At 40.3% G+C, this 24,780-nt stretch carries 20 protein-coding genes and 1 pseudogene; 17 read left to right on the forward strand and 4 right to left on the reverse strand.

Annotation, left to right across the window (positions count from 1 at the left end; all coding sequences use genetic code 11):
* Positions 1-141 precede the first annotated feature (141 nt).
* Positions 142-1,641 carry a hypothetical protein gene (locus tag ACED29_RS16760; protein WP_371698146.1) on the reverse strand — a complete coding sequence of 500 codons (1,500 nt, stop codon included), beginning with the start codon at positions 1,639-1,641 and terminating at the stop codon, positions 142-144.
* 132 nt (positions 1,642-1,773) lie between these two features.
* Here ACED29_RS16760 and ACED29_RS16765 point away from each other — a divergent pair.
* The 7 genes and pseudogenes from ACED29_RS16765 to ACED29_RS16795 all read left to right on the forward strand — a co-directional run bounded on the left by ACED29_RS16765 (position 1,774) and on the right by ACED29_RS16795 (position 12,492).
* Positions 1,774-3,008, forward strand: a pseudogene (locus ACED29_RS16765) (IS3 family transposase).
* Positions 3,009-3,341: 333 nt separating this feature from the next.
* A complete protein-coding gene (gene trmY / locus ACED29_RS16770; RefSeq protein WP_371698147.1) occupies positions 3,342-3,938 on the forward strand; it encodes a tRNA (pseudouridine(54)-N(1))-methyltransferase TrmY in 597 nt (198 codons plus the stop codon).
* 434 nt (positions 3,939-4,372) lie between these two features.
* Positions 4,373-4,570, forward strand: a complete 198-nt coding sequence (locus ACED29_RS16775) for a CPXCG motif-containing cysteine-rich protein (protein WP_371698148.1) — start codon at positions 4,373-4,375, stop codon at positions 4,568-4,570.
* Between the two features lie 827 nt (positions 4,571-5,397).
* The gene (locus ACED29_RS16780) at positions 5,398-7,392 is read left to right on the forward strand and encodes a glycoside hydrolase family 97 protein (protein WP_371698170.1); all 1,995 of its coding nucleotides are present in this window, start codon (positions 5,398-5,400) and stop codon (positions 7,390-7,392) included.
* Between the two features lie 456 nt (positions 7,393-7,848).
* Positions 7,849-9,399: an MFS transporter gene (locus ACED29_RS16785; protein WP_371698149.1), complete on the forward strand. Its 1,551-nt coding sequence runs from the start codon at positions 7,849-7,851 to the stop codon at positions 9,397-9,399.
* Positions 9,400-9,475: 76 nt separating this feature from the next.
* Positions 9,476-11,947, forward strand: a complete 2,472-nt coding sequence (locus ACED29_RS16790) for a glucan 1,4-alpha-glucosidase (protein WP_371698150.1) — start codon at positions 9,476-9,478, stop codon at positions 11,945-11,947.
* A 149-nt stretch (positions 11,948-12,096) separates the two neighbouring features.
* Positions 12,097-12,492: a DUF805 domain-containing protein gene (locus ACED29_RS16795; RefSeq protein WP_182697177.1), complete on the forward strand. Its 396-nt coding sequence runs from the start codon at positions 12,097-12,099 to the stop codon at positions 12,490-12,492.
* A gap of 103 nt (positions 12,493-12,595) precedes the next feature.
* Here the strand turns inward: ACED29_RS16795 and ACED29_RS16800 are convergent, their stop codons facing one another.
* Entirely contained in the window at positions 12,596-13,528 is a 933-nt protein-coding gene (locus ACED29_RS16800; protein WP_124015934.1) for a DUF808 domain-containing protein, read from the reverse strand.
* Positions 13,529-13,625: 97 nt separating this feature from the next.
* Positions 13,626-14,663 carry a LacI family DNA-binding transcriptional regulator gene (locus ACED29_RS16805; protein ID WP_371698151.1) on the reverse strand — a complete coding sequence of 346 codons (1,038 nt, stop codon included), beginning with the start codon at positions 14,661-14,663 and terminating at the stop codon, positions 13,626-13,628.
* Positions 14,664-14,922: 259 nt separating this feature from the next.
* On the opposite strand from ACED29_RS16805, the gene ACED29_RS16810 reads away from it, so the two are divergent.
* Together ACED29_RS16810 and ACED29_RS16815 are read left to right on the forward strand one after the other, a co-directional pair.
* On the forward strand, positions 14,923-15,447 hold the full coding sequence (locus ACED29_RS16810) for a T6SS effector amidase Tae4 family protein (protein WP_371698152.1): 525 nt from the start codon (positions 14,923-14,925) through the stop codon (positions 15,445-15,447).
* Positions 15,423-15,851, forward strand: coding sequence for a hypothetical protein (locus ACED29_RS16815; RefSeq protein WP_371698153.1), 429 nt, complete (start codon positions 15,423-15,425; stop codon positions 15,849-15,851). The genes ACED29_RS16810 and ACED29_RS16815 overlap by 25 nt, the downstream gene beginning before the upstream one ends.
* A 145-nt stretch (positions 15,852-15,996) precedes the next feature.
* On the opposite strand, the gene ACED29_RS16820 is transcribed toward ACED29_RS16815, so the two are convergent.
* The gene (locus ACED29_RS16820; protein WP_124015932.1) at positions 15,997-16,704 is read right to left on the reverse strand and encodes a DUF3334 family protein; all 708 of its coding nucleotides are present in this window, start codon (positions 16,702-16,704) and stop codon (positions 15,997-15,999) included.
* Positions 16,705-16,979: 275 nt separating this feature from the next.
* Between ACED29_RS16820 and ACED29_RS16825 the strand changes: the two genes are divergently transcribed.
* The 8 genes from ACED29_RS16825 (at position 16,980) to ACED29_RS16860 (ending at position 24,778) form a co-directional block, all read left to right on the forward strand.
* The gene (locus ACED29_RS16825; protein WP_371698154.1) at positions 16,980-18,596 is read left to right on the forward strand and encodes a methyl-accepting chemotaxis protein; all 1,617 of its coding nucleotides are present in this window, start codon (positions 16,980-16,982) and stop codon (positions 18,594-18,596) included.
* A 277-nt stretch (positions 18,597-18,873) separates the two neighbouring features.
* Positions 18,874-19,131 carry an HPr family phosphocarrier protein gene (locus ACED29_RS16830; RefSeq protein ID WP_124015930.1) on the forward strand — a complete coding sequence of 86 codons (258 nt, stop codon included), beginning with the start codon at positions 18,874-18,876 and terminating at the stop codon, positions 19,129-19,131.
* Between the two features lie 13 nt (positions 19,132-19,144).
* Positions 19,145-20,866: a phosphoenolpyruvate--protein phosphotransferase gene (gene ptsP / locus ACED29_RS16835; protein ID WP_371698155.1), complete on the forward strand. Its 1,722-nt coding sequence runs from the start codon at positions 19,145-19,147 to the stop codon at positions 20,864-20,866.
* Positions 20,867-20,947: 81 nt separating this feature from the next.
* The gene (gene crr, locus ACED29_RS16840) at positions 20,948-21,457 is read left to right on the forward strand and encodes a PTS glucose transporter subunit IIA (protein WP_124015928.1); all 510 of its coding nucleotides are present in this window, start codon (positions 20,948-20,950) and stop codon (positions 21,455-21,457) included.
* Between the two features lie 262 nt (positions 21,458-21,719).
* On the forward strand, positions 21,720-22,061 hold the full coding sequence (locus tag ACED29_RS16845; protein WP_182697174.1) for an ArsC family reductase: 342 nt from the start codon (positions 21,720-21,722) through the stop codon (positions 22,059-22,061).
* Positions 22,061-23,194: a succinyl-diaminopimelate desuccinylase gene (gene dapE, locus ACED29_RS16850; RefSeq protein ID WP_124015926.1), complete on the forward strand. Its 1,134-nt coding sequence runs from the start codon at positions 22,061-22,063 to the stop codon at positions 23,192-23,194. Before ACED29_RS16845 ends, dapE begins: the two co-directional genes overlap by 1 nt.
* Complete coding sequence (locus ACED29_RS16855; RefSeq protein ID WP_371698156.1) at positions 23,185-23,895, forward strand: M15 family metallopeptidase; 711 nt, start codon at positions 23,185-23,187, stop codon at positions 23,893-23,895. Before dapE ends, ACED29_RS16855 begins: the two co-directional genes overlap by 10 nt.
* A 34-nt stretch (positions 23,896-23,929) precedes the next feature.
* Positions 23,930-24,778, forward strand: a complete 849-nt coding sequence (locus tag ACED29_RS16860; protein ID WP_182722790.1) for an alpha/beta fold hydrolase — start codon at positions 23,930-23,932, stop codon at positions 24,776-24,778.
* Positions 24,779-24,780 lie beyond the last annotated feature (2 nt).

The following is a 24,780-nucleotide window of genomic DNA, read 5'->3' on the forward strand; positions in this document are numbered from 1 at the left end:
TTAATGTGGCTACCGATGTATTGCTGATCAACATTTGTACAGCAAAGATCAACAGACCCTAATCACGATATATAATGGGCGATATGAAGAGTACCGCCACATAACATTACTCAAATTGCGGGTTAATTAATCAGATAGCTTCTATATTGCATAGTCATTGATATTTTTTAAATAACTCGTTTCTAAGTCATAATCTAATTGAGGGTATTTATTCTCATCGGTTCTGAATATTGCAAAGGCTAAATCACAATGAGCATAGGATGGATGTTGAGTCGATGGACTCATTCCTATAATAATCGTCTTATACATTTTGATTAAGCGTTGTTGAGTACCTTCAGAAAATGTCTCTAATTGTGACAGAATTCTAAGTAAATCACCAAAGAGTCTATTTTCTTTAGCAAATAGACAGAGAAAATGTTTTTCTTCATTATTATTGGGATTGGGCTGTAAATTATTGACTATTTCTTCTAAAAGAAAGAGAATTTTAGATTCGATTAATTCACCATAATTTATCAGTTTTTCACTGTATTCAAACACTTTATTGTCAGTGTAGTATCGATCATTAGGGATTGTGTTGAGATAAAAATCTTTTATATAAAGTAAAAGGTAAGTCACAATTTCATCGGTATTTGATACATTAAAATCGATATAATCTTGTCCACATTTATTGGCATTAGGGAAAATACTATTGAATTTTTCAGTTGGGATTGTTTCTTTTGCGTAGGTATAAAATTCTTCTTCAGAAAATTCATGAGAAGCAATAATTGCACAGAATGAATCGGATTGATTAAGTGGGCTAAAATCAACTACCTTTAGAATGTCTATACTAATATTTATAAATAATTTATTAGCAAGCTCCTGTAAATATAGTGCTTTTTCATACTCTAAAGTGCCAGTTTTGTAACTGCGAGCACTACCTTGATCTGTTAACTCATAAAGTTGGATAAAGAGTTCTGCTACTTTTTTTTCTGCCTGATCGTATTGCTCGGAGCGTTCGCATTCGATATCAAAACATGCGGGATTATATAATTCACTGTTGTAGCCATAAGTGGCAGCTTCTTTAAAACCGTTTTCACCTGACATAGAATGTAAGGAGGTAACTGTATTCATGGTCACTACTTGGTAGTAGTGCCCGGGAAATGATTGAATGGCAAAAACATAAACCTGTTTATTCCCCTCTTCTACATGCTGTACAATGGCACTATCACAGTCTTTTTTTAATTCTATTTTATACTTGTCAAAAAATTTTATCACCAAAGATTCATCGTAAAAAGGATCACAGAATTCATTAATGAATTGCTTCGCTTGTTTGGTATAATAAGCAATAAAAGGTTCATGTTTTTGTTTTATATTATCTTTATTTATTTTAGATACGATTTCACAACTTTGTATTAGGTGTTCAACTTCACTATTATTTAATTTAGTGTAGAAGTATCTACCTTTAGTTTCTGGGTAGGCTTGGTGATATTGATCAATTTTTTGGCATAACCCAGCGACTTCTTGAAGTGCTTTTTTTGTAAGTGCTAATTCTATTGGTAGCCGTTGATGTAAAGCTTCCATTTCGAGTAAAACACCAAAATAAGTATCTAGAGTAGTAATTAAAAAGTCACATTCCTCAATTGATTTTGCTTCTAACTCCATAAATATCCTTATAATTTGGGGGAGTGAAATGTTAGTATATACTTATTGAACACTATTTTGTATGGCTTTATTTGGGTCTAATTTTAAAGGTATGTCCCGTCCTGAAATATGTTTACACATATAGGACTGAATATGACAAAAGCTCCCACCACAAGGTATAAACGTACTCAACGCGATTATACATTAGGCTTTAAATTAGCCGTTGTAGACCAGATTGAAAAAGGCGACTTTACCTATAAACAGGCACAACAACATTACGGTATACAAGGTCGAAGTACGGTATTAATTTGGCTGCGAAAATAGGGTAAATTGGATTGGTCTAAACCAATATGTTTACCTAATATGCCAAAATCTAAAGAAACCCCTGCACAAATAATCAAGCGCCTGGAACGCCAACTAGAAGACGAAAGAATGAAAAATATCGTCCTCAATAAAATGGTTGATGTTATGGATAAGGAGTATGGCGCAGGCCTGAGAAAAAAGTATTTATCCGAACCCTCTGGCAAAGTAAACAAGCCAGAGAAATAAACCTAAGCAGTACTTGCCGTGCATTTAATCTCTCAAGGCAGGCGGTATACCAAGCTGTTAAACGTTTTCAAGCCAGAAGGACAGCGCTTGAACCGGTTCTAGCACAAGTGATGTATTGGCGTAACTATATGCCGAGAGTCGGTACACGAAAGTTATATCAGTTGATTAAACCTGAGCTTGTAAAACAAGGTATTAAACTGGGTAGAGATGGTTTGTTTACTTACCTTAAAGAGCAAGGAATGATGGTTGTTCCGAAGAAAAGCTATACTAAAACAACCAATAGCAAGCACTGGATGAAGAAGCATCCTAACTTGCTTGTAGACTATAAGCCAAGTGCACCAGAGCAGGTGTTTGTCAGTGATATTACTTATGTTGAATCCGATGAAGGTGTTCATTATTTGTCGTTGGTAACAGACGCTTATTCGCGAAGAATAATGGGTTACGAGTTAAGCCGAGAAATGAAAGCGACGGATGTGGTTAAGGCGCTGAATATGGCTGTAAAGCAACAGGTTTATCTCACAGAGACAATTCATCACTCAGATAGAGGCTTACAGTATTGCTCGAAGGTTTATCAAGATAAGTTAAAAGAGAGTGGCATGCTCCCCTCTATGACAGATGGTTATGATTGCAATCAAAATGCTTTAGCAGAGCGGATTAATGGGATTTTAAAGCAAGAGTTTTTACTTTATAAATGCCGTAATTTAGAAGGGCTAACACAACTCGTTGCAGAATCAATATTTATATATAATGAGATGAGACCGCACCTGAGTTTAGGGTTTAAAACACCGAACCAAGTGCATAAAAAAGACCAGAAGCAAAAGCAACTGGCCTTTCATTAAAAACGTCAACGTATTTTAGGACGAGACAGGCCTTATTATTTTATCTATCAATAATATTAGGACTAAACAGCCTTTTATTGGCCTGATGAGCGGCATTAATAGTCGAATAAATCTCACTTCAGCATGCTCAATCACATCACGCTTAGCGCTTGTTTTAACAAGCGTATTGCTCAATTGTACTTGTCTATGCCAACTAAAACTCAACCATTAGATTAATCAGGTTACAGTCAAGCTTAAAACTGGGATAATAGCGACAATAAAAGCTGTAACTGATTGATTATTCGACTACGTTATCCGCTTTATGCTTAATTTACTTTCAAATAGGATATACCGATGCGCGCTTTTGTAGTTAGAGCCAGAGCTGCTCCAGTTGATAGTCAGCAGTTTTTGGCGGGTATTGGCGAATCGGCTCATACTGAAATTTTAGCCCACACCTTAATGAACACCATTTTTGTCGCTCAATCCCATCGCGACGATGTCGTGGTATATTTGGTGTTAGAGAGCACCCTTGATTTTTCACGTACCATCTGTTTTCGCTCAAGCGAATTAGGCTATATCGGTGGGTTTCATGAACAAAACCTAACCAATAAAATTGCTAAAGCCTTAAGCGCATCAAAAGGGATGACCAAAGAACAGTTACGTGAAGTAGAGCCTGGAATTACGGTGCGCACAGTGAGTTTTGAAAAGTTAATACAAGAATTAGCTGAAGATTATCAACTGTATATGTTGGAGAAAAAAGGCACCCCAGTACGTGATGTAGAGTTTGCTGCTAATCCATGCTTTTTACTAACAGATCATATTCCTATGCCTAAAAAAAGCTTTAACAGCTTGAAGCGTCTTGGTACCCAACATATCAATTTAGGGCCAAAAATGTTGTTCGCATCTCAGTGTGTGGTGTTAATCCACAATGAATTAGATATGAGATTGTAATCGATATGGCCTGCAGTGATTAATTGAATTGTGGGTCAGTCAATTTTGCCATCATTCTGCTTATGCTTGTAGAGTGGAGTTTGATTTTATCTTTGTCGTCTCATCGCTTCTTGCAAATCATCACAAAAATAGCCACTACCACTCTACAGAGCTAAAAAATTCTCTAACACCTTAACCAATATTGTATTTCTCGCTAAACTGAACAGACAAAGCGGCCTAAACTGTTCAATATTTAGTGGTCTCAACTCACTTAGCTGCGACAATCGATGGACGCGTTCCTGCTACAATCATAGCGGCAAGCTTGATAACGATGCCCTATAAACCGTCGATATAGAGGGGGTTAAACAGTTTGGAGAATAACTTAAGCGGCTGATTTTATAATATAAGTCATTTATAAGCCGATATAAATTAATATAATTTAGGAGGTTACAAATTTGAACCAATTAACAGAGCAGCTTATAGATTGCCCCTATTGTGGTGAAACAATTGAAGTTCTTATTGATTCATCAGATGCAGGACAACAGTATATTGAAGATTGCCAAGTATGTTGCAAACCGATAAATTTCTTGGTTACTGAAAGTGTTAATGGTGAGATTAAGGTGAATGTTTATAGTGAAGATGAAGCATTTTAATCAATGATTAAAATGCTTGGGCTTTTACTGTATAGATTCTTATATTTAAAAAGTTCGCTAAAGATTTGTGTTATCAATTGCCTGGCCCAGACTGTAGAACATATGCAGCTAAAACACACAGTGCCCCCATCCATTGGGGGTCGGTGAAAGTACAGGTTTATCCCCTTTCAAATACATGCGTACCAAATAGTATTTTCTTCGATGTAGTCTCAATTGAACCGAGGAGTCAATCTAGGGTTATTAAACTTCATATTTTTGGCGTTTTTCAGCAATGTAAGCCTGTATTCAATAATAACCCGTATCGGCTAAAGTTTATCTGGCGCTATAGTTACTCTAGTAAGAGTTATCAAATTAGCACTACATCCCTGCTGGCATGATATCAAGCCACTGTTCCTGCTTTAAATCAGCTTTATTGCACACTATTTTAATTTAATGCCGAGCGTATTGATCATTACCGCTCAACCTTTAACCTTGTATTAAAATACCAGCCCAAAGCTGAAACAGCACAGTCCTTTGAGGATTCCATACGCGGCTTTATCACTTTGAGTTATCAGCGCCATAGACCAAGTGGTAGTGCATTAACGCTTTTTATCCGAAAATGAGTTAGCTAATAAACGGTTATCTTTTGCGAGCGGACATCCTGAATACGTATGCAGATCTTTGCTGCAAAATCTAAAAACGTCATATATTGATTGCTGAATAAATAAAATAATAAACAAGGACTTCGTATGACGTACGCTAACTCATCAGACTCAACTGCCTCAACAACTCATATAAGCTTTACTCCCAACATAATTAGTTTTTCATGTGCTCTGGCACTGGCAGCAATGCCTAGCATGGTGCAAGCTAAAACGGTTAATGTGACCTCTCCAGATAAACACATTGCCATCAGTTTGACTGATGACAATGGTCGTCCTGAATACCAAGTTCAATTTAACGGTAAAACCGTAGTTAACCCGAGCAAACTAGGTCTGGTATTCCAGCAATTAGGTGAATTAGGGCTGGATTTCAACATAAAAAATGTAACCAACAACAGCGTTGACCAAACTTGGCAGCAACCTTGGGGTGAACGTGAAAACGTGCGTGATCATTACAATCGCATCGTAGCGACCCTCAGTAATGGCCAGGTAGATTTCGATATTGAATTTAAAGCCTTTAATGACGGGATTGGTTTTCGCTACTTAGTACCAAAACAAGCAGGGCTTGCTAACACGCCAAAGCTGGATATTACTGACGAATTAACCGAGTTTGCGATACCTGACCCGCAGCACACAACCGCATGGTGGATCCCTGGACGTGGTTGGAACCGATACGAATATTTATATCGTACTACCTCGCTTGATAAAATCGATAGAGCTCATACGCCCATGACGTTTCGAACGGCAGATGGCGTGCATTTAAGTATTCATGAAGCAGCCCTAACCGACTATGCTGCCATGGTGTTAAACCAAGGTAGAGATGGTATTTTACGTGCCGATTTAACCCCGTGGTCAGACGGAATACGAGTTAAAACCCAACCGGGATTTTCTACACCTTGGCGAACCATTCAAATTGCTAAAGATGCCCCTGGTTTATTAAATTCTGATTTAATTCTAAACCTTAACGAGCCTAACAAGCTTGGCGATGTGTCTTGGGTGCAACCGGGTAAATACGTCGGAATTTGGTGGGGAATGCATTTAAATGAAAACACCTGGGGAAGCGGCCCTAAGCATGGCGCCACCACCAGCGAAACCAAACGTTATATGGACTTTGCCGCCCAATATGGTTTTGATGGGGTATTGGTTGAAGGTTGGAATGAAGGCTGGGATGGCAGTTGGTTCGATAATGGCGACGTGTTTAGCTTTACTAAAGCCTACCCAGATTTTGATATGGATGCGATTACTGAATACGGTCAAAGTAAACATGTTCGCTTAATTGGTCATCATGAAACTTCTGGCTCGGTAACCAATTACCGTAAGCAAATGAGTGATGCTTATGATTTGTATCAAAAGCATGGCGTGACACAAGTAAAAACTGGTTATGTGGCCGATGGTGGCGATATTAAGCGGGTTGACGAAAACGGCATTGTGCGACACGAATGGCACGACGGCCAATTTATGGTTAATGAATATTTGCACAGTGTGACCGAAGCCGCTAAGCGTGGTATTAGCATCAACACCCATGAACCCATTAAAGATACTGGCCTGCGCCGTACTTATCCAAACTGGATTGCCCGCGAAGGTGCTCGTGGGCAAGAGTTTAATGCATGGGGTAATCCACCCAATACGCCTGAGCATACGGCAATATTACCTTATACTCGTATGCTAGCCGGTCCGATGGACTTCACCCCGGGGATTTTTAATTTAGCCCCTGAGGGTTTAGATGTAGTCAATCGAGTTAAAACCACATTAACAAAGCAATTGGCTTTGTACGTTGTGCTGTATAGCCCGATCCAAATGGCGGCAGATTTACCCCGTAACTATGTACAACGCTTGGATGCATTTCAATTTATTCAAGATGTGCCGACTGACTGGAGTAACAGTATCGCCCTTGCCGGAGACGTTGGCGATTACGTAGCTTTTGCACGCAAACAACGCGGCGCTGAAGATTGGTATTTAGGCGCGTTAACTGATGAACAACCCCGTAAATTAAGCTTAAAGCTGGACTTTTTAACTACAGGTAAACGTTATGAAGCGCAAATATATCGTGACGGTAGCAAAGCTGATTGGTTAACCAACCCTTATGATTATGTGATTGAAACTAAAACCGTCACTGCAAAAGATACTCTCGATTTATCATTAGCAGCCAGCGGCGGTACTGCCATTCGTTTTAAGGCACTGTGATGTGTTAAAACGAATGTTGCATCTGTGTTTGTATCAGGTTACTTGAATGACATGAATACGTATGTATTCAGTTGTACCATTCTCTCGCTCAGGGATACTATAAACCAAGCTATTTCGTCTGTGATTGCAGGATGAAATGGGTTAGGTCGTTTCTGATGTATCTTGGTCCATAGAGAGCATCAGCTTTAAAGTACCTTCATTATCTTTATTAATTGCTGATTTAATAGAAGTCGACAGAGAATAAAGCGTAGGTCTTGGCGAATACCCGTCTTAGGGAGATGCGTATTCGCTATTTTTTTAGCTATTAATAACGGGATCTTCATCCCGATTAGCAACAAACCAACGGGACCCCCTTGGGCTAAAAAGGTAGCCAAAAACCAGTAAGACTAACAACAAATAAGATTAAGATTAGAATTAAAAGAAGTAAGCACAACGACTTACCAAAAAGGATGTCACATGTCTGGCCATAATCATAAAAACGTCACCCAACAACCGCAGCTAAATTTTTGGCAAATTTTCAACATGTGTTTTGGCTTTTTGGGGATCCAATTTGGTTTTGCCCTACAAAATGCCAATGTCAGTCGTATTTTTCAAACCTTAGGCGCGTCTATCGACGACATTCCCATTCTATGGATTGCCGCCCCACTTACAGGCCTAATTGTCCAGCCCATCATTGGCTACTTAAGCGACAACACTTGGAATAGCCTTGGTCGTCGTCGCCCGTATTTTTTAATTGGTGCCGTTCTTACTACCTTGTCACTGTTTATAATGCCGCACTCGCCGACATTATGGATTGCTGCGGGCATGCTGTGGGTCATGGACGCCTCAATCAATATCGCCATGGAGCCCTTTCGCGCTTTTGTTGGTGATAATTTGCCTAAAAGCCAACGTACCCAAGGGTACGCCATGCAAAGTTTCTTTATCGGCATTGGCGCTGTGGTCGCTTCAGCCATGCCATACATGTTAACCAATGTGTTTGATGTGGCTAATACTGCCCCTGCTGGTGAAATTGCCGACTCGGTGCGTTATTCATTTTATTTTGGTGGGGCCATTTTATTTATCGCGGTTGGCTGGACCATTATTTCGACCAAGGAATATTCGCCGGAACAACTGGCAGCGTTTCACCAACATGACACCACAGACAATGAGGCAACCCGCGCGAATACTCGCACCAGCGGTCAATATCAAACTGGCGCTATTATTTGGATAGTCATTGGCGCATTGTTTACTGCTGCCATTATGCTCCAAGACCTTGATAAACAATTGTACATATTAAGTTTAGGTATATTTGTCTTTGGCCCATTACAACTATTTTGTGCGCGTAAATTAGCGAAAACGACAACAAACGCTCCCGTGTCAACCCAACAACGTGAAAGTTTTGGCATGTTATTTAATGTGGTCGATGACTTATTTCATATGCCCAAAGCCATGCGACAGCTTGCTGTGGTGCAGTTTTTCGCCTGGTTCGCCTTATTTGCCATGTGGATTTATACCACTGCTGCCGTAACGTCACATCATTACCATACCTCAGATGTGCTCAGCCAAGCTTATAACGACGGTGCGGATTGGGTCGGTATGTTGTTTGCTTCTTATAATGGCTTTGCCGCCATTGCCGCGATTATTATTCCATTTTTAGCCAAAGCGGTTGGCATTAGATTAACCCACACCATCAATATGTTTTTAGGTGGACTTGGGCTAATTAGCTTTATGTTTATTCAAGATCCCACTCAATTATGGATCCCCATGATTGGTGTTGGTTTTGCTTGGGCATCTATCCTATCAGTTCCTTACGCCATGTTATCAGCCGCACTTCCTCCTCAAAAAATGGGAGTGTATTTAGGCATATTTAACTTTTTCATTGTTATCCCACAGCTACTTGCAGCCAGTATTTTAGGTTTACTACTCAAGACGTTTTTTGATGGCGAACCAATTTATGCACTGATTTTAGGCGGCGTATCTATGATGATTTCGGGTATTGCAGTGTTATTCGTTAAACAAGAAAAATAACTCTCTTACGATTATCTGTCTTTGTCACAGGTAGCGACTCACGTTAATTTTGCTTAAGACTATTTTGGGGAATTCCATGATAAAGCCTTTTCTCACCCATCGCAGCACCATAGCGGCTGCGATAACTGCTAGCTTTCTCGGTTTATCGTTAAGCGCATGCTCTCCTGCTGAGGATCAAAGTGATGCATCAACCGAAACAACCACTGAAGTCGTTAAGCTTGCTCCTGGTGCACCAGGTGTCGAACCCACTTGGGCTTTTTCAGGTAAAACCGGTATAGGTACCTCCTATGAGCCCTATGTAAATGGTCAATACCAGGACCAAGCGACAAATCCTGTCAGTAAGGTGTGGTTTTCGATTGCACAAGGTGTGTTAACCGAAACCATGTTTGGCCTTATTCATAACGCTCAACTTAAAGAACTGCAATTTATTATTACCGGTAATGGCTTTGTTGATACTGAAAAAGACCACACCATTAGCACTATTGAATATTTAGACACAGATGAAACGGGCCGCCCTTTATCTTTGGCTTATAAAATTATCAATAAAGATATTCAAGGTAAATACCAAATCGAAAAGCATATTTTTACCGATCCCGATAGAAATAGCTTAATGATGAAAGTCACTTTTACCGCATTTGAAGCAGGCATAACCCCACATCTTTATGTTAATCCACATATCGATAACAGCGGCGCGAATGACATTGCCAGCGTTGAAGGGCAAACACTCGTTGCCCACACCAGCGATGCTAATTCAACCGTAATGACAATTAAAACCGATGTTGACTTTGTTGCTGCCAGTGCTGGCTTTGTCGGCACATCTGATGGCCTAGTTGATTTGCAAGATAATGGAACATTGGATTGGCACTACCGCACAACCAGTGATACTAATCAAGGCGGTAACGTCGCACTAACTGCGCAATACCCTACCCTGACGAAAGCAAACGACAGCCTAAGCTTTAATTTGGTCATCGGTTTTGGACAAGACAAAGCCAGCAGCTTAGCCACAGCTCAAGCAACATTAAATTCAGGTTACGATGCAGTTAAACAAGCTTATTTAGGTGACGAAACCCATCTTGGTTGGAAAGACTATTTAGCGTCACTTGCGCCATTAAATAATATGAGCGCAAACACTACAGATAACGGCAAACTTCTTTATGCCAGTGCATTAGTGTTAAAAGCACAAGAAGATAAAACCCATGCGGGTGCCCTGATTGCCTCGCTGTCTAACCCTTGGGGCGATACGGTTTCAGCAACGATTGGCAGTACAGGTTATAAAGCCGTATGGCCACGTGATTTTTACCAATGTGCGATGGCGTTTTTAGCCATGGGCGATACCCAAACCCCAAAAGTGGCATTTGAATATTTAAAACAGGTACAGGTTCAGCAACAAACACCTGGCTTTATTGGTACCCCTGGGTGGTTTTTACAAAAAACCCATGTTGATGGTGAAATTGAGTGGGTTGGCGTACAACTGGATCAAACCGCCATGCCTATCATGCTTGGTTGGAAATTATGGCAAGCTGGCATACTAAACGATGCTGAGATCAGCCAGTGGTATCAAGACATGCTCAAACCTGCGGCGGATTTTTTAGTAAACGGTGGCAAGGTAAGACTGGGCTGGAATGACACTGCAATCAACCCGCCAAGCACTCAACAAGAACGTTGGGAAGAACAAACAGGATTTTCACCATCAACAACTGCGGCTATCATTGCCGGTTTAGTTGCCGCCAGTGACATCGCTATGCTGGTAAAAGATGAACAAGCATCTGTGTATACCGATTTAGCACGTAAATTACAACGTCAGCTGGAAAGCACTATGGTGACGACAACAGGCTCGCTTGGTAAACAAACAAACGATACTTCATCTGCCCCTTACTATGTGCGTATTAGCCCAAATGGTGATCCGAACACTACAGATAAACTACTGGATAACAATGGAAAACCAGGGCTAGATCAGCGGATGATTTTAGACGGTGGTTTTTTAGAATTAGTTCGCTATGGCGTAGTCGATGCACAAGATCCAGTAATTAAAAACAGCGTGATGCTGATTGATGATCAAAGTCTTGCAGACAATCTGCGAGTTAAGTATGAATTTAGTGCTAAAGATGGCAGTACAATCCCTGGCTATCGTCGTTATGGTAACGATGGTTATGGTGAAGATACTGTCACGGGCCTTAGTTATGCCGAAAAAGGCAATACCGAAGATCAACGTGGCCGAGTTTGGCCATTCTTTACTGGCGAGCGTGGCCATTATGAATTAGCGCTAGCCAAGGCAAATGGCACATTATCGGCTGACACCAAGCAAGCACTAATTAATACGTATGTTCAAGGCATGGAAACTTTTGCCAACCAAGGGCTTATGTTGCCAGAACAAGCTTGGGATGGTGTTGGTAATGCTACTCGTTATGACTACAAAATGGGTCAAGGTACTAACTCTGCAACACCACTGGCATGGACTCATGCTGAGTACATTAAACTGGTTCGCTCAATGACCGACGAACAAGTATGGGACTTTTACCCAGTAGTTAAGCAGCAATTAGCTCGATAAACACAATTGCCATTTTACAATTAATAAAGCCGTTGTCGTTTACAACGGCTTTATTTTTTGTATAGATTTTGAAATAAAATCTTGTTAATTCAAGGCTATCTTGTTACAAATGCACTAGATTAAAAAACATTAACGTTAAGGAATAACGAATGGATTGGTATTTAAAGGTTTTAAAACAGTATTTCGATTTTAGCGGCCGAGCACGTCGTAAAGAATACTGGATGTTTGCACTGATCAGCATGATCATTAGTATTGTACTGACCTTATTGGATATGGGTGTAGGCTTATACAGTGAACTTTATGGTGCTGGATTATTGAGTTCTATTTATTCACTCGCCATAGTCATTCCAAGCATCGCAGTGAGTGTCCGTCGTCTTCACGATACTGACCATTCTGGTTGGTGGTTACTATTAATGTTTATCCCGCTGTTAGGTGCATTAATTCTCCTCGTCGTGATGTGCTTTAACAGTAAAGATGACAACGAATATGGCCCGAATCCAAAAGCGGAACCAAACCTTGGTGAGAGTGACAACTTAGCCGTGTAATCTCAAGTGATTCACTAACAGAGGTTAGTATCACTGATCAAAAAAGAGCATAGTCATTGACTATGCTCTTTTAGTATTTGCAGCCGGCTTTATCACTATTAAACTAGCTTTTAGCGGGCATTAACTTACTCACACCTTTGATGGCTAATAGTACAACGCCACCAGCAACCACGCCAAATAATGCATTGAGTATACTGGGTGTAAGCAATCCTAGAAAGCCACCCACAACATTGATTTGAGTCACCACGGCTTGTGCATGCTCAATCCATTCAAATACCAAATGAATACCATGGGTTAAGATACCGCCACCGACCATAAACATGGCAATAGTGCCGACAAAAGTGAGAGTTTTCATTAAATAAGGGGCGGCAGACACGAGAGTTAATCCCAATTTATGCCCCACTCCACTTGGCTTACGCCTAGCAAGATATAAACCGAGATCGTCTATTTTGACAATACCAGCCACTAAGCCGTACACCCCAAATGTCATCACAATAGCAATAACCGATAAGGTTAAAAATTGCGCCATTAAGTCCATATGAGCTGCGACGCCTAAGCTAATGGCGATAATTTCAGCAGATAAAACAAAATCGGTACGAATGGCACCTTTAATTTTTTGTTTTTCATAGGCGCCTAAATCATCGATGTCTGCTTGTGCTTTCGCGACGACAGTATCGTCATCGACCAAATGAGTCTGCTTATGGGTCATTGAATGGTAAACCTTTTCAAAGCCTTCGTAGCATAAAAATAAACCGCCACACATCAATAACGGCGTAATAGCCCAAGGAATAAAGGCACTGATCAGCATTGCTAAAGGCACTAAAATGACTTTGTTACGCAAAGAGCCCATAGCCACAGCGAACACCACCGGCAGTTCTCGCTCAGAGGCAACACCTGATACTTGCTGCGCATTTAACGCTAAATCATCCCCTAGAACCCCCGCGGTTTTACGTGCAGCAACTTTACTCATTGCCGCCACATCATCCAAAATGGTGGCAATATCATCTAATAGGGTTAATAGACTGGCTCCTGCCATAAATCGACTTATCCTTTTAACAGCAAAAAATTAATATCAATAGCAATCATCTAAAACCCCATTCGATTACATTTATAACTACTGGGTAATAGGTAAACTAGTTGTCTTCTACATTGGCACCGCAAGAACTACGCACCACTAAATTTGTTTTGATTAACCGCTGACTGACCTCTTGACCCCGGATTAATTTCAATACACTTTCAACAAGAATTTCACCCGCAAACTGAGTATCTTGCTTAATCGTGGTCAACGCCGGATTAGCAAAGCTCGCCACTGGGATATCGTCATATCCGACTACAGCAACTTGCTCAGGAACAGAAACTCCGCGCTTTTTCAGCGCCCGAATGGCACCTATAGCAATAAGATCGCTGGCAGTAAAAATGGCATCAAATACTATACCGCTGTCTAATAACTGGTTGGTGGCATCATAACCAGAACCTTCAGTATTAATCGCATCATGCTGGAGCTGTTTATCAATTGAAATTCCAGCTGCTTTTAAGGCATCAACGTGACCTAAATATCGATCGCGAAACTCAGGGCTGCGACTGGACGAATCACCTAAAAATGCGATGTGTTTACGGCCTAATCCGAGTAAGTGCTCAGTGGCAATGACTCCACCCTGATGGTTATCACAGCCAATCGACAACACAGATTTGTTGTTATGCTCTGCCCCCCAAATAACGAAATGGGTTTCTTTCTCTATCAATTTATCCAGCTTGTGTGCGTAGTCCATATAATCGCCATAGCCTAATAAAATGATGCCATCGGCTTTGTTACTATCCTCGTAATCTGCATGCCAATCACTTGAAAGCTGCTGAAATGAGACCAGTAAATCATAGCCTTGTCGTGCAGTAGCACGCGTAATGGAGCCTAGCATCGATAGAAAAAAAGGGTTAATCATTGAGTCGTCATTGGTAGGATCTTCACAGATCAGTAAAGCTAATGTATGACTGTTTTGTGTCCGTAAATTGCTGGCATTTTTATCAACTTTATAATTAAGCTCTTTGGCAATAGCTTGAATACGCTGACGCGTTTCTAGATTAACCAATGGACTGTTTCTCAACGCACGTGATACGGTCGATTGCGACACGCCTGCGCGGTAAGCTATATCAATAGAAGTCGCTTTAGATGTCATTTCTCTGCATCGCCTTTAGTTAATGGGTGAAGGTTTGAAACTGAAAGTACCCGCATATACCTTTAATAATGATAAAAAAATAGTTAGCATCCACTATTATGAAATTTATAAATATTGTAGTTTATTCGCTTAAAATATTTATTCATAACTCTATCATTTCATAGTAAAGAGCCTACTTAAGCTAGCTGAATACGTAAGTGGGGGTAGTTAACTACATCATTTACTTTAGTTTTAGGCATCTATTATCATATGGTAAGTTATGTTATCAGTAATTACTATGGGTAATTTTTTTAACTTTGAGAAGATGGTATTGTTAATTATTCATTTAAATGGACTTAATAACATGCTTATTCAATTTAATAAATTATGGGTTAACCATCCTTATCCAAGCAACCCTTGTGACAAAACGTTATTTGCTAATCAATGTGCTATCCGAATGGGTGTGTCATTAGAGGCGTCTGGAATCGACATTTCATCTTTTGATAAAATGTACCCTCAACGACGCTGTTATCCTGGTTTAAAACATACACCAAGGCATATCCTTGCAGCACAAGAACTTGCAAATTGGATTGACTCTGCAAACTGTACATTTGTTGGTAACAAACAAGTCCTTAAAAATGATGCTCTATCTGTTTTAAAAGATAAAAAAGGCATTATTTTTATAATGAATGGTTGGGGAAGTACTGATCATATTGATTTATGGGATGGTGAATATTTGAAGGCTGGAGATCCTGACTGGCTTAATTTAGGAGAGCAAATATGGTTTTGGGAAATGTCAGCATGATTCGATCGTTTAGTTTACTCGGATCACTATTGTTAATGTCATGTGCTAACGCTCATGTCAGTTTGAACGATGATTCAGGGCAATGCGTTTTCGATAAAGATACTCAACATATTGCGTTACAACTAAAAACACCATGTTCTCTCGTAAAAATTAATGACGATGGGCGTTATTTTTATCAATACAATAATGTGAAAGTTTATATTGTTGCTGGAGCGCCTGCAGCTTTAGATGAACTCAAAAGATGGCAAGTAAAAGCTACTGATAAGTGCTCATTACAATCACAAGCAGTGTTTATCACTGATGGGAAAATGACAATTTCAACTATAAGAGATAAAGGATTAACGTGTCCAACAATTGGCCTAGATGAAAAGGTCTACCGCCATTTCCTTAATAACAAACAATAATTTTGTTTTAATGATCAGATTCAAACGCTATAAGTTGAATTTTTATAAATATATTCAACAAAGAAATTAACAACAAAAATGGCCTAGATTGATAAAAATAACCAAGATGAATTACTTCTTTGGTTATTTTTATAATAAGCATTACTTATAGGCCAAGTTCACTTAGCAAGTCATCTGCGTCATCAACAACAATGCCTTTTACATTAGGATCAAGTACATATTTTGAGGCTTCTGATTGAGCTTGCTGTTTTTGTCCGTGAGTTTCAATTAATGAATCAAGATCAAACTCTTCGTCCATTTCAAAATCGGCAGAACGAATGAATTCTGTTTTATCCATAGCAAATTCAAGATAAAAAATATGATTATTTTCGGTTTTAAAAGTCACTCGTCTTGCGACAGCGTTATCAAGGTTAGTATCAATTGAAATCGTCAACTCTTTATTAATAACCAACATTTTTGGCTGGCTCTGGCTAATTGACGTTTGTAATTCTTTTGAAATTTTGCCAATAAAGTCGCCCAAAATTTGGTTCATTAATTCGCCCATCACATTACTGACATCATCAGAAGTATGTGAAAAAGCTAATTCAGTTTCTGGCATGCCCATGTTGAGCATATAACGACGATAAATTTCAATTGCTGCGGTGGCAGAAAAGTTGATCACAACTAAACCTGAAAAGCCGCCATCGAAAATAGAAAAACACGCCAAATCAGGTTTCAAGCGAGTACGAGAAATACTTTGAACCATCCCAGCATGGCTAATATGGCTAGCACTTGTACTAGAAAGAACATGAGAAACAGAATGACAAAGCTTTAGTAAAATATCGTCATTCTTTACTGTAGAAGATAAATTCATCGTATTAATACCTTTTCGTTAATTACCCTAATCTTGCGGGTAAATAGAAAAAAAATCAAAATTAAAACAATCAATTAGCATGTTAATTAATCGATCAAACTTATAAGCCAACTAATTAATTGATAATCAATACATTTTTATAAAAACAAACATTATTTTTATCAATAACTAAATTCCACTGTTTGCTCACAAAAATAATAATTTAGGCTTAAGTTTTTTGATAAAATCACTATAATTTCGCCACATTAAATGGATATATGATACTAGGATAGACAATGATTGGATTATTGCGACGCTTAACCATTTTAAAGCGCTTATTTATAATGCTAGCTTTGGCCGCTGTCGGCACAGTCGTTTTTGGCTCTTTTTCAATAAAGGAACAATACAATCATTTAATCGAGGAGCAATTTAAGCAGGTTACTGGCCAAGTGACCTTGTTAAATAGCACACTTGATGCATTCAAGCTCGCAGATCCTAATACCAGTGTCCAAGCAATCACTCAGTTTGCCAGCGACATTAAGGTATCTGAAGATCAAGCTTTTATCATTATCGATAATCAAAATAATATTATTGTTAACCCACTAAACCCTGACTCAATCAATAAGCCAATCAGTAACTTAGGGGCCATTGACGGTGCAAGATCTTACCAGCAACTTATTAGCACAGCTAAACAACAGCAAACTGCTCAGGCACAATTTGAGATAATTAACCAACAAAATCAATCTCAAACCGTATTAGCCGCAGCAAAGTATTATCCGGCAATGAATTGGATCATTATCACTCAAGTTAACGTCAACAGTGTTAATAACAGCATGACGGGAATTATCATTGATTATTTCATTATTATGATGATTATTTCGGTGCCTATTTTTGGGTTCTTTTTATTACTTAATCACTCTATTACCCAGCCACTGAACGTGACAATTGATGCCATGGAGCAAATTGCTAAAGGTGAAGGTGACTTGACACAGCGCTTGTCAACTGAAGGTAATGATGAAGTGGCCAAATTAGCACATGGGTTTAATCAATTTGTGATTAAAATTGCCAATATGGTTGCAACGTTACAACCGCTTGGGAATACCTTAAATAATGAAGCGGTGCATTTGTTAGACACGGTTAACATGTCCAATCAAAGTGCTAACCAAGTTCACAGTGAAACCCAAAGTGTTGCTGCAGCAATTAACCAGATGTTATCCACTAGCCAAGAAATGGCTCGTAACACTCAAGATGCGGCTGACGGTGCAACAAATGTGAAGCATCAAGCCAAACAAAACCAACAATTAATGCAGCAAACCGTTGCACAAACAGAAAGTTTGGTTAATGAATTACACCAAGCAGAAACGGTATCGTTAACCTTGAGCCAATCATCTGCTGAAATTGGCAGTATTCTAGATGTGATTGGCAGTATTGCTGATCAAACTAATCTGCTGGCACTTAATGCTGCCATTGAAGCGGCACGAGCAGGTGAACATGGTCGAGGTTTTGCTGTAGTAGCAGACGAAGTGCGAGCGCTCGCAAATAGAACGCAATCATCAACAAATGAAATTAATCACATTATTAGTGAAATTCAGACTGGTATTCAATCGGTTATTCAGAGTATTACCAGCACACAACAGCAGTCTGCCCAGTTACAATCAAAAGCGATGCAGTCTAGTGATGCCATTAGCGAAATTTTAGCGTTAATTGATAATATCAGCAGCATGACAGCACAACTGGCCAGTGCTACAGAAGAGCAAGCATTAGTCACCGAAGACATTAATGTCAACGTCAGTACTATCTCAGAACTCACCGAACAGTCATTAATGGCAAATGAAACCCACAGCCAGGCAGCCCAATCATTACAGACTATTAGTGTCGACATGAGCCAAACCTTAGGTCAGTTCAAAATCTAGTCCCCTTCACTCTTGCTGCCAGTCGAGTAAATCACTGGCAGCCTCAGAGCACATCTAATTGTCCAGCTTAATGGTGTAATATCGAAACAGCTAAAGACTTTGCGCCGAGCATCACTTTTAGCGCTGATCACTTTAGGGTATATTATGGCCATCAGATTAAATGCCTAAACACTTCAACTCAAATATGACCTAAACTAAATCGTATTTTTAGTCAGTCAATTTGAATGGTTTAGTTAAATGAGTATTTAGTTGTCATTCGTTACTGAGTATTTTATCTATGTATCAAAAAACGGTCACCATTGTTGCTCCTCATGGTATTCATACACGTCCAGCGGCTTTGTTAGTCAAAGAAGCTAAAGCATTTGCTTGTGACGTTATGGTAGAGTGCAATGGCAAACAAGCCAGTGCCAAAAGTTTGTTTAAGTTACAAACATTAGGCCTATACCAAGGTGTGTCTGTCACGGTATTTGCTTCTGGTGAGCATGAACAAGCTGCGGTTGATAAAATTGCCTCACTGCTCGTTACGCTTAGCTAATTAGGACAACTTAATGTCAATCAATGGAATCGTTGTTTCTGCTGGTATCGCTTTTGGTAAAGCACTGACTATCACCAATCAACTGCCGCCACTTGATTTTAAACTGCTTTCTATTGAACAAATTGACGATCAGCAGCAAAAATTAACGCAAGCTATTCATCAGCTTATTGCTCATTTACAACACTGCCAACATCATCTTTGTCCTGAGTGTGATCATTTTCAACTGATTGATAGTGATATTATCCTGCTTGAAGACGAGGAGCTGCAGCAACAACTGCATCAACATATTCACCAATTTAGAGTATGTGCTGCGGTGGCGGTTGATCGTATATTTAATCAACATGCTGCAGAAATGTCAGCATTAGACGACCCATATTTAGCAAATCGTAGCATTGATATTATTTGTTTAGCCAAACGCCTCACCAGTGCGTTACATGGACATTTACAGTGGGACTTATCCGCTCTCACCGAAGACACCATATTACTGGCTGATGATTTAACCCCTGCTGAATTTGCGATATTACCATTAACCCACATTACCGGACTGATCCTCGAATCAGGCGGGCTAACCAGCCATACCGCAATTTTAGCGCGTGCAGCAGGTATTCCTGCATTGCTTAATTACCAATTTTCGCAAACCAAAGATGTCATTGAAGATGGAGCACAACTGGTTTTAGATGGTATGTCAGGCGAGTTACATATTGCACCTTCAACGGAAGTTTTTGAGCAATTAAAACAAAAACAACAACAAGAAGTAGTCCGTCGCCAAGCCTTGATGATTTACAAAGATAGACCCAGTCAAACTCGTGATGGCCATCAAGTCACTTTACTCGCAAATGTGGGTAACTTAAGCGAAATATCTCACATCACCGATGTAGGGGCTCAAGGTATTGGTTTGTTTCGCACCGAATTTTTATTAATGAATGCCAAAGCACTGCCAGATGAGCAACAACAATATAAGCTTTATAGTGATGCCCTTCACAGCTTACAAGGTGAAGTACTGACTATTCGAACCTTTGATATTGGCGCCGATAAAGAAATTCCTTGCTTGCCGCAAACCAATGAAGATAACCCTGCCCTTGGCATTCGGGGTATTCGCTATAGTTTGGCGCACCCAGCAACCTTCATAACTCAAATAAAAGCGATACTGAGGGCTGCAAATCATGGCCAAGTTCGATTAATGTTCCCCATGGTCAGTCAAGTAGAAGAACTTGACGCCGCGTTCTTATTAATTGAACGTGCTAAACAAGAATTAAATCAGCAAGAAAAAGGCTTCGGAACACTGAGCTATGGTATTGTGGTTGAAACTCCTGCTGCTGTATTTAATTTACCCAGCATGTTGCCAATGCTTGATTTTGTCAGTATTGGTACAAATGATTTAACTCAATATACCTTAGCGGCCGATCGCACCAATCCGAATTTAGCCAAACAATACCCTCCATTATCGCCAGCTGTGATCCAGCTGATTTCTATGACAGTAAGTCACTGTAAACAGGCTCAGGTTAAGGTATCTTTATGTGGTGAACTTGGCAGCGACCCACAAGTCTTACCTTTATTAGTCGGACTCGGTCTTGATGAATTGAGTATCAATCCGGCCAATTTATTAGACGTGAAAGTGGCATTAATCGAGGGTAATTACAGTCATTTTGTTCACCATGCACAACACATCACACAGTTAACTCGCATTACTGATATTCGTAAAGCCATTAACGCTTTTGCACAAGATTGCGTTTAATCACACAAATAATGTTGGTAAAGTGAGTATAGCCGTTTACAATTAACCGCATAAAAATATTAATAAAAGGGGCTAGTTCTTATGGGATTTTTAAGCCGCATTCGACGACTTATTTCAGGCCAACCACCGCTAACCGGTGGTATTGCCATTTATGCACCTGTATCGGGTGATATTGTCGCAATCGAAAAAGTACCTGACGTGGTATTTGCTGAAAAAATTGTCGGCGATGGTATTGCTATCGACCCTAAGGGCGAATTTATTGTTGCCCCAATTGATGGCACTATTGGGAAAATTTTTGAGACTAATCATGCGTTTAGTATTGAATCACCACAAGGGCTTGAATTGTTTGTCCATTTTGGTGTTGGCACCGTTGAGCTCAGGGGCAATGGTTTTAAGCGTTTAGCCGAAGAAGGCCAGCAAGTTAAAGCCGGTGAAGCAATCTTATCTTTTGATTTAGCCTATTTACGTGGCAAGGTCGACAGCCTGCTGACCCCAGTGGTACTGGCTAATATGGAAGATGTTAAACAACTCGATAAAGCCCAAGGTAGTGTAGTTGCTGGTAAAGATATTATTTTTACCGTACAAATGTAACATCAAATTGGCTCGTTTTATTTAACAACCTGTTCAATAGTTGCCGTAAATTATCGCGCCACAATAATATGCAACCTTCACCTTAAGCGATCGTAGGTTGCATATTATGAAATCTTTTCAAAACAGCTTCTTCGGCTTGTTCAAGCCGCCCCACAATGCCACAATGTTGCTAATATCCAGTTTGCACTAGGCTGTCTTCAAAGCTCATTTTGAGAGCTAAAGCTTAACGTCACAACCCAATAGACATTAATGGAGTATTCTTTTGACTTTATATGGCATAAAAAATTGCGATACAGTTCGTAAGGCGCGCAAATGGCTTGAAGCCGAAAAGATTGATTACACGTTTCACGATTTTCGTGAAGATGGCCTGAGTGAAACAACCGTTGCACAGTGGGCTAATATTGCCGGTTGGGAAACGCTATTTAATAAGCGCAGCACCAGTTTTCGTGGGTTAACTGACGCTGAAAAAACGGATATTTGCCAAGACAAAGCCATCGCCTTAATGGTGCAATATCCAACGTTGGTAAAGCGCCCTGTGTTAGTTAATGATGATAAAATACTGATTGGCTTTAACGTCGCAGAATACCAAGCGTGGTTTGCATAATGAATAACGATGTAGTTGAATTAGCAAAAGATCTGATTTCACGTCCCTCGGTAACACCACTGGATGAAGGTTGCCAAACCCTGATGGCCAAGCGTCTTGCTGCCATTGGTTTTAATATTGAACCTATGGTCTTTGAAGACACCACTAACATGTGGGCAAGACGAGGAAACAGCGATCCTGTATTTTGCTTTGCCGGCCATACCGATGTCGTCCCCACTGGCGACCTGAACCGCTGGCATACTCCTCCGTTTGAGCCGACCATCATAGATAACTATTTACATGGTCGCGGCGCGGCAGACATGAAAGGCTCGTTAGCGGCAATGATTGTCGCAACTGAACGCTTTATTGCTAAGCATCCCGACCATCATGGTTCTATCGCGTATTTAATTACCAGTGACGAAGAAGGTCCGTTTATCAATGGTACCACCCGCGTGATTGATACCCTTGAAGCTCGTAATGAAAAAATGACTTGGGCGTTAGTTGGCGAACCCTCTTCTACCCATAAGTTAGGTGATGTGGTTAAAAATGGCCGCCGTGGAAGCTTAACCGGTAATTTGACCGTTAATGGTATTCAAGGTCATGTCGCTTACCCTCACCTTGCAGACAACCCAATTCATAAGGCGGTTCCTGCACTAACAGAACTGGCGCAAATGCATTGGGACAGTGGTAATGAATTTTTCCCCCCAACCAGTTTTCAGATTGCTAACATTAATGGGGGTACGGGTGCGTCAAATGTGATCCCAGGCGATTTACAAGTCATGTTTAACTTCCGTTACTCCACAGAAGTCACAGCAGAAGAGCTGATCCAACGAGTGGTGAGTATTCTTGATGCCCATGGCTTAGATTATGATATCAATTGGATTTTTAATGGACTACCGTTTCTAACCGGAGATGGCCCACTGCTTGACGCCACACGCGAAGCCATTCGAGAAGTGACTGGTTATGAAACCGATCCACAAACCTCTGGTGGTACTTCAGATGGACGCTTTATTGCACCAACTGGCGCCCAAGTGCTGGAGCTAGGCCCAGTAAACGCCACTATTCATAAAGTTAACGAGTGTGTCAACGTGGCTGACTTAGAGATATTAGCCAATTGCTATGAGCGTATTTTGGAAAAACTCTTGTGCAAATAAAGCCCCAATCGCCTTTAATCGATATCCCTAGCGAACACGCTAAGCTATACGGTTTAGGCGATCATCATTTGGTCTCTATTGGGCAGTATTTACTAGAGCAGCGAACTGCAACTGCATTTAAACAGCTGCAGGTCGCGGCATCAATAGCTGGATTTGATGTCCAGATATGCTCGGCATATCGGCCGTTTGATCGTCAATTGAACATTTGGAATGCTAAAGCCAATGGTCAACGGCCGTTGCTAGATAACACCTCAACCCCTGTGGTATTCAATAGTCTTTCACCACAACAACTGATTGATACTATTTTGATATGGTCTGCATTACCAGGGGCGTCAAGACACCACTGGGGCACAGACCTCGATGTATATGATGCCAATGGTATTAGCCAACAATCATTACAATTAGTCACCGCAGAATACACAAACGACGGCCCTTGCGCCCCGCTACATCGCTGGCTCAAGTTACACGCAGCCGAATTTGGATTTTACTTTCCATATCAAGCCAATTTAAGCGGTGTCAGTCCTGAACCTTGGCACATGAGTTATTATCCTGTGGCAAATGAATTATTAGTTGAATTTAGCGCGCTGGAATTAGCAAAAGTATTGTCTGCTGCACAAATATCATTAAAATTACCGCTACTTGAACGACTAACTGAGTTAGTTGATCATTATGTTTTCTTTGTTGCGCCTTCTCCGACGTAATGTCTGCGCGCACAGCCCTTTATAAGAGTCTGTTATGTCCACTTTAATGCCCCATAAAATGATTGATAATCAACCTCTGTATTACGTGGATCAAGGCCATGGGCCTGTGGTTATTTTTTGCCATGGTTTACTCGCCTCCAGTGCCATGTGGCAAGGACAAATTGATAAATTATCGTCACAATATCGTTGTATCGCCATCGACTTTTGGGGCCATGGTCAAACAACCACAGTCCCTGACAATACCCAAAATCTACAAGATGTGGCCCAGCAGGTATTAACTTTAATGGATATGCTTGATATTGGATCGGCAGCTATCATAGGTCATGGTAGTGGCGGCGCGATTGCTGCAGAAGTTATTTTACAAGCACCTGCACGTATCCATGGGTTAGTGATGTTGAACAGTTTTGTCGGATTCGAGCCACAAGTTAACTGCATCAAATACCAAGGACTCATGGCAAAAATTGCCAATGAACAAACGATCTCAGCTGAACTTGCACAAACTATTAGCGGGTTATTTTTCAGTAAAGAGATCCAGCAATTGAGTCAACAAGATGCTAACCTTAGTACTGTAGTGGCGCAATTCAATACACAACTAACCACTTATTCAAGCGCACAACTTGCGGTATTACTTAACATGGCCAACATGGCTATCTTTAAACGCGATACCTTAGAATATGTTGAGTTACTGACTTTACCCACATTAATCGCAGTTGGCTTAAGTGGCTATTTGCGTACCGCATTGGAAAGTTATTTAATGCATGATTCTATCGATGGCAGTCAATTATTGCACATTGAACAAGCGGGTCATTTTGCTAACATCGAAAAGCCAGCCATTTTCAATCAGCATCTTATTGATTTTTTGAGTAAAGTTAATTTTAATTAATC

It is taken from the genome of Shewanella sp. 5S214 (assembly GCF_041439795.1).
Taxonomy (GTDB): domain Bacteria; phylum Pseudomonadota; class Gammaproteobacteria; order Enterobacterales; family Shewanellaceae; genus Shewanella; species Shewanella vesiculosa.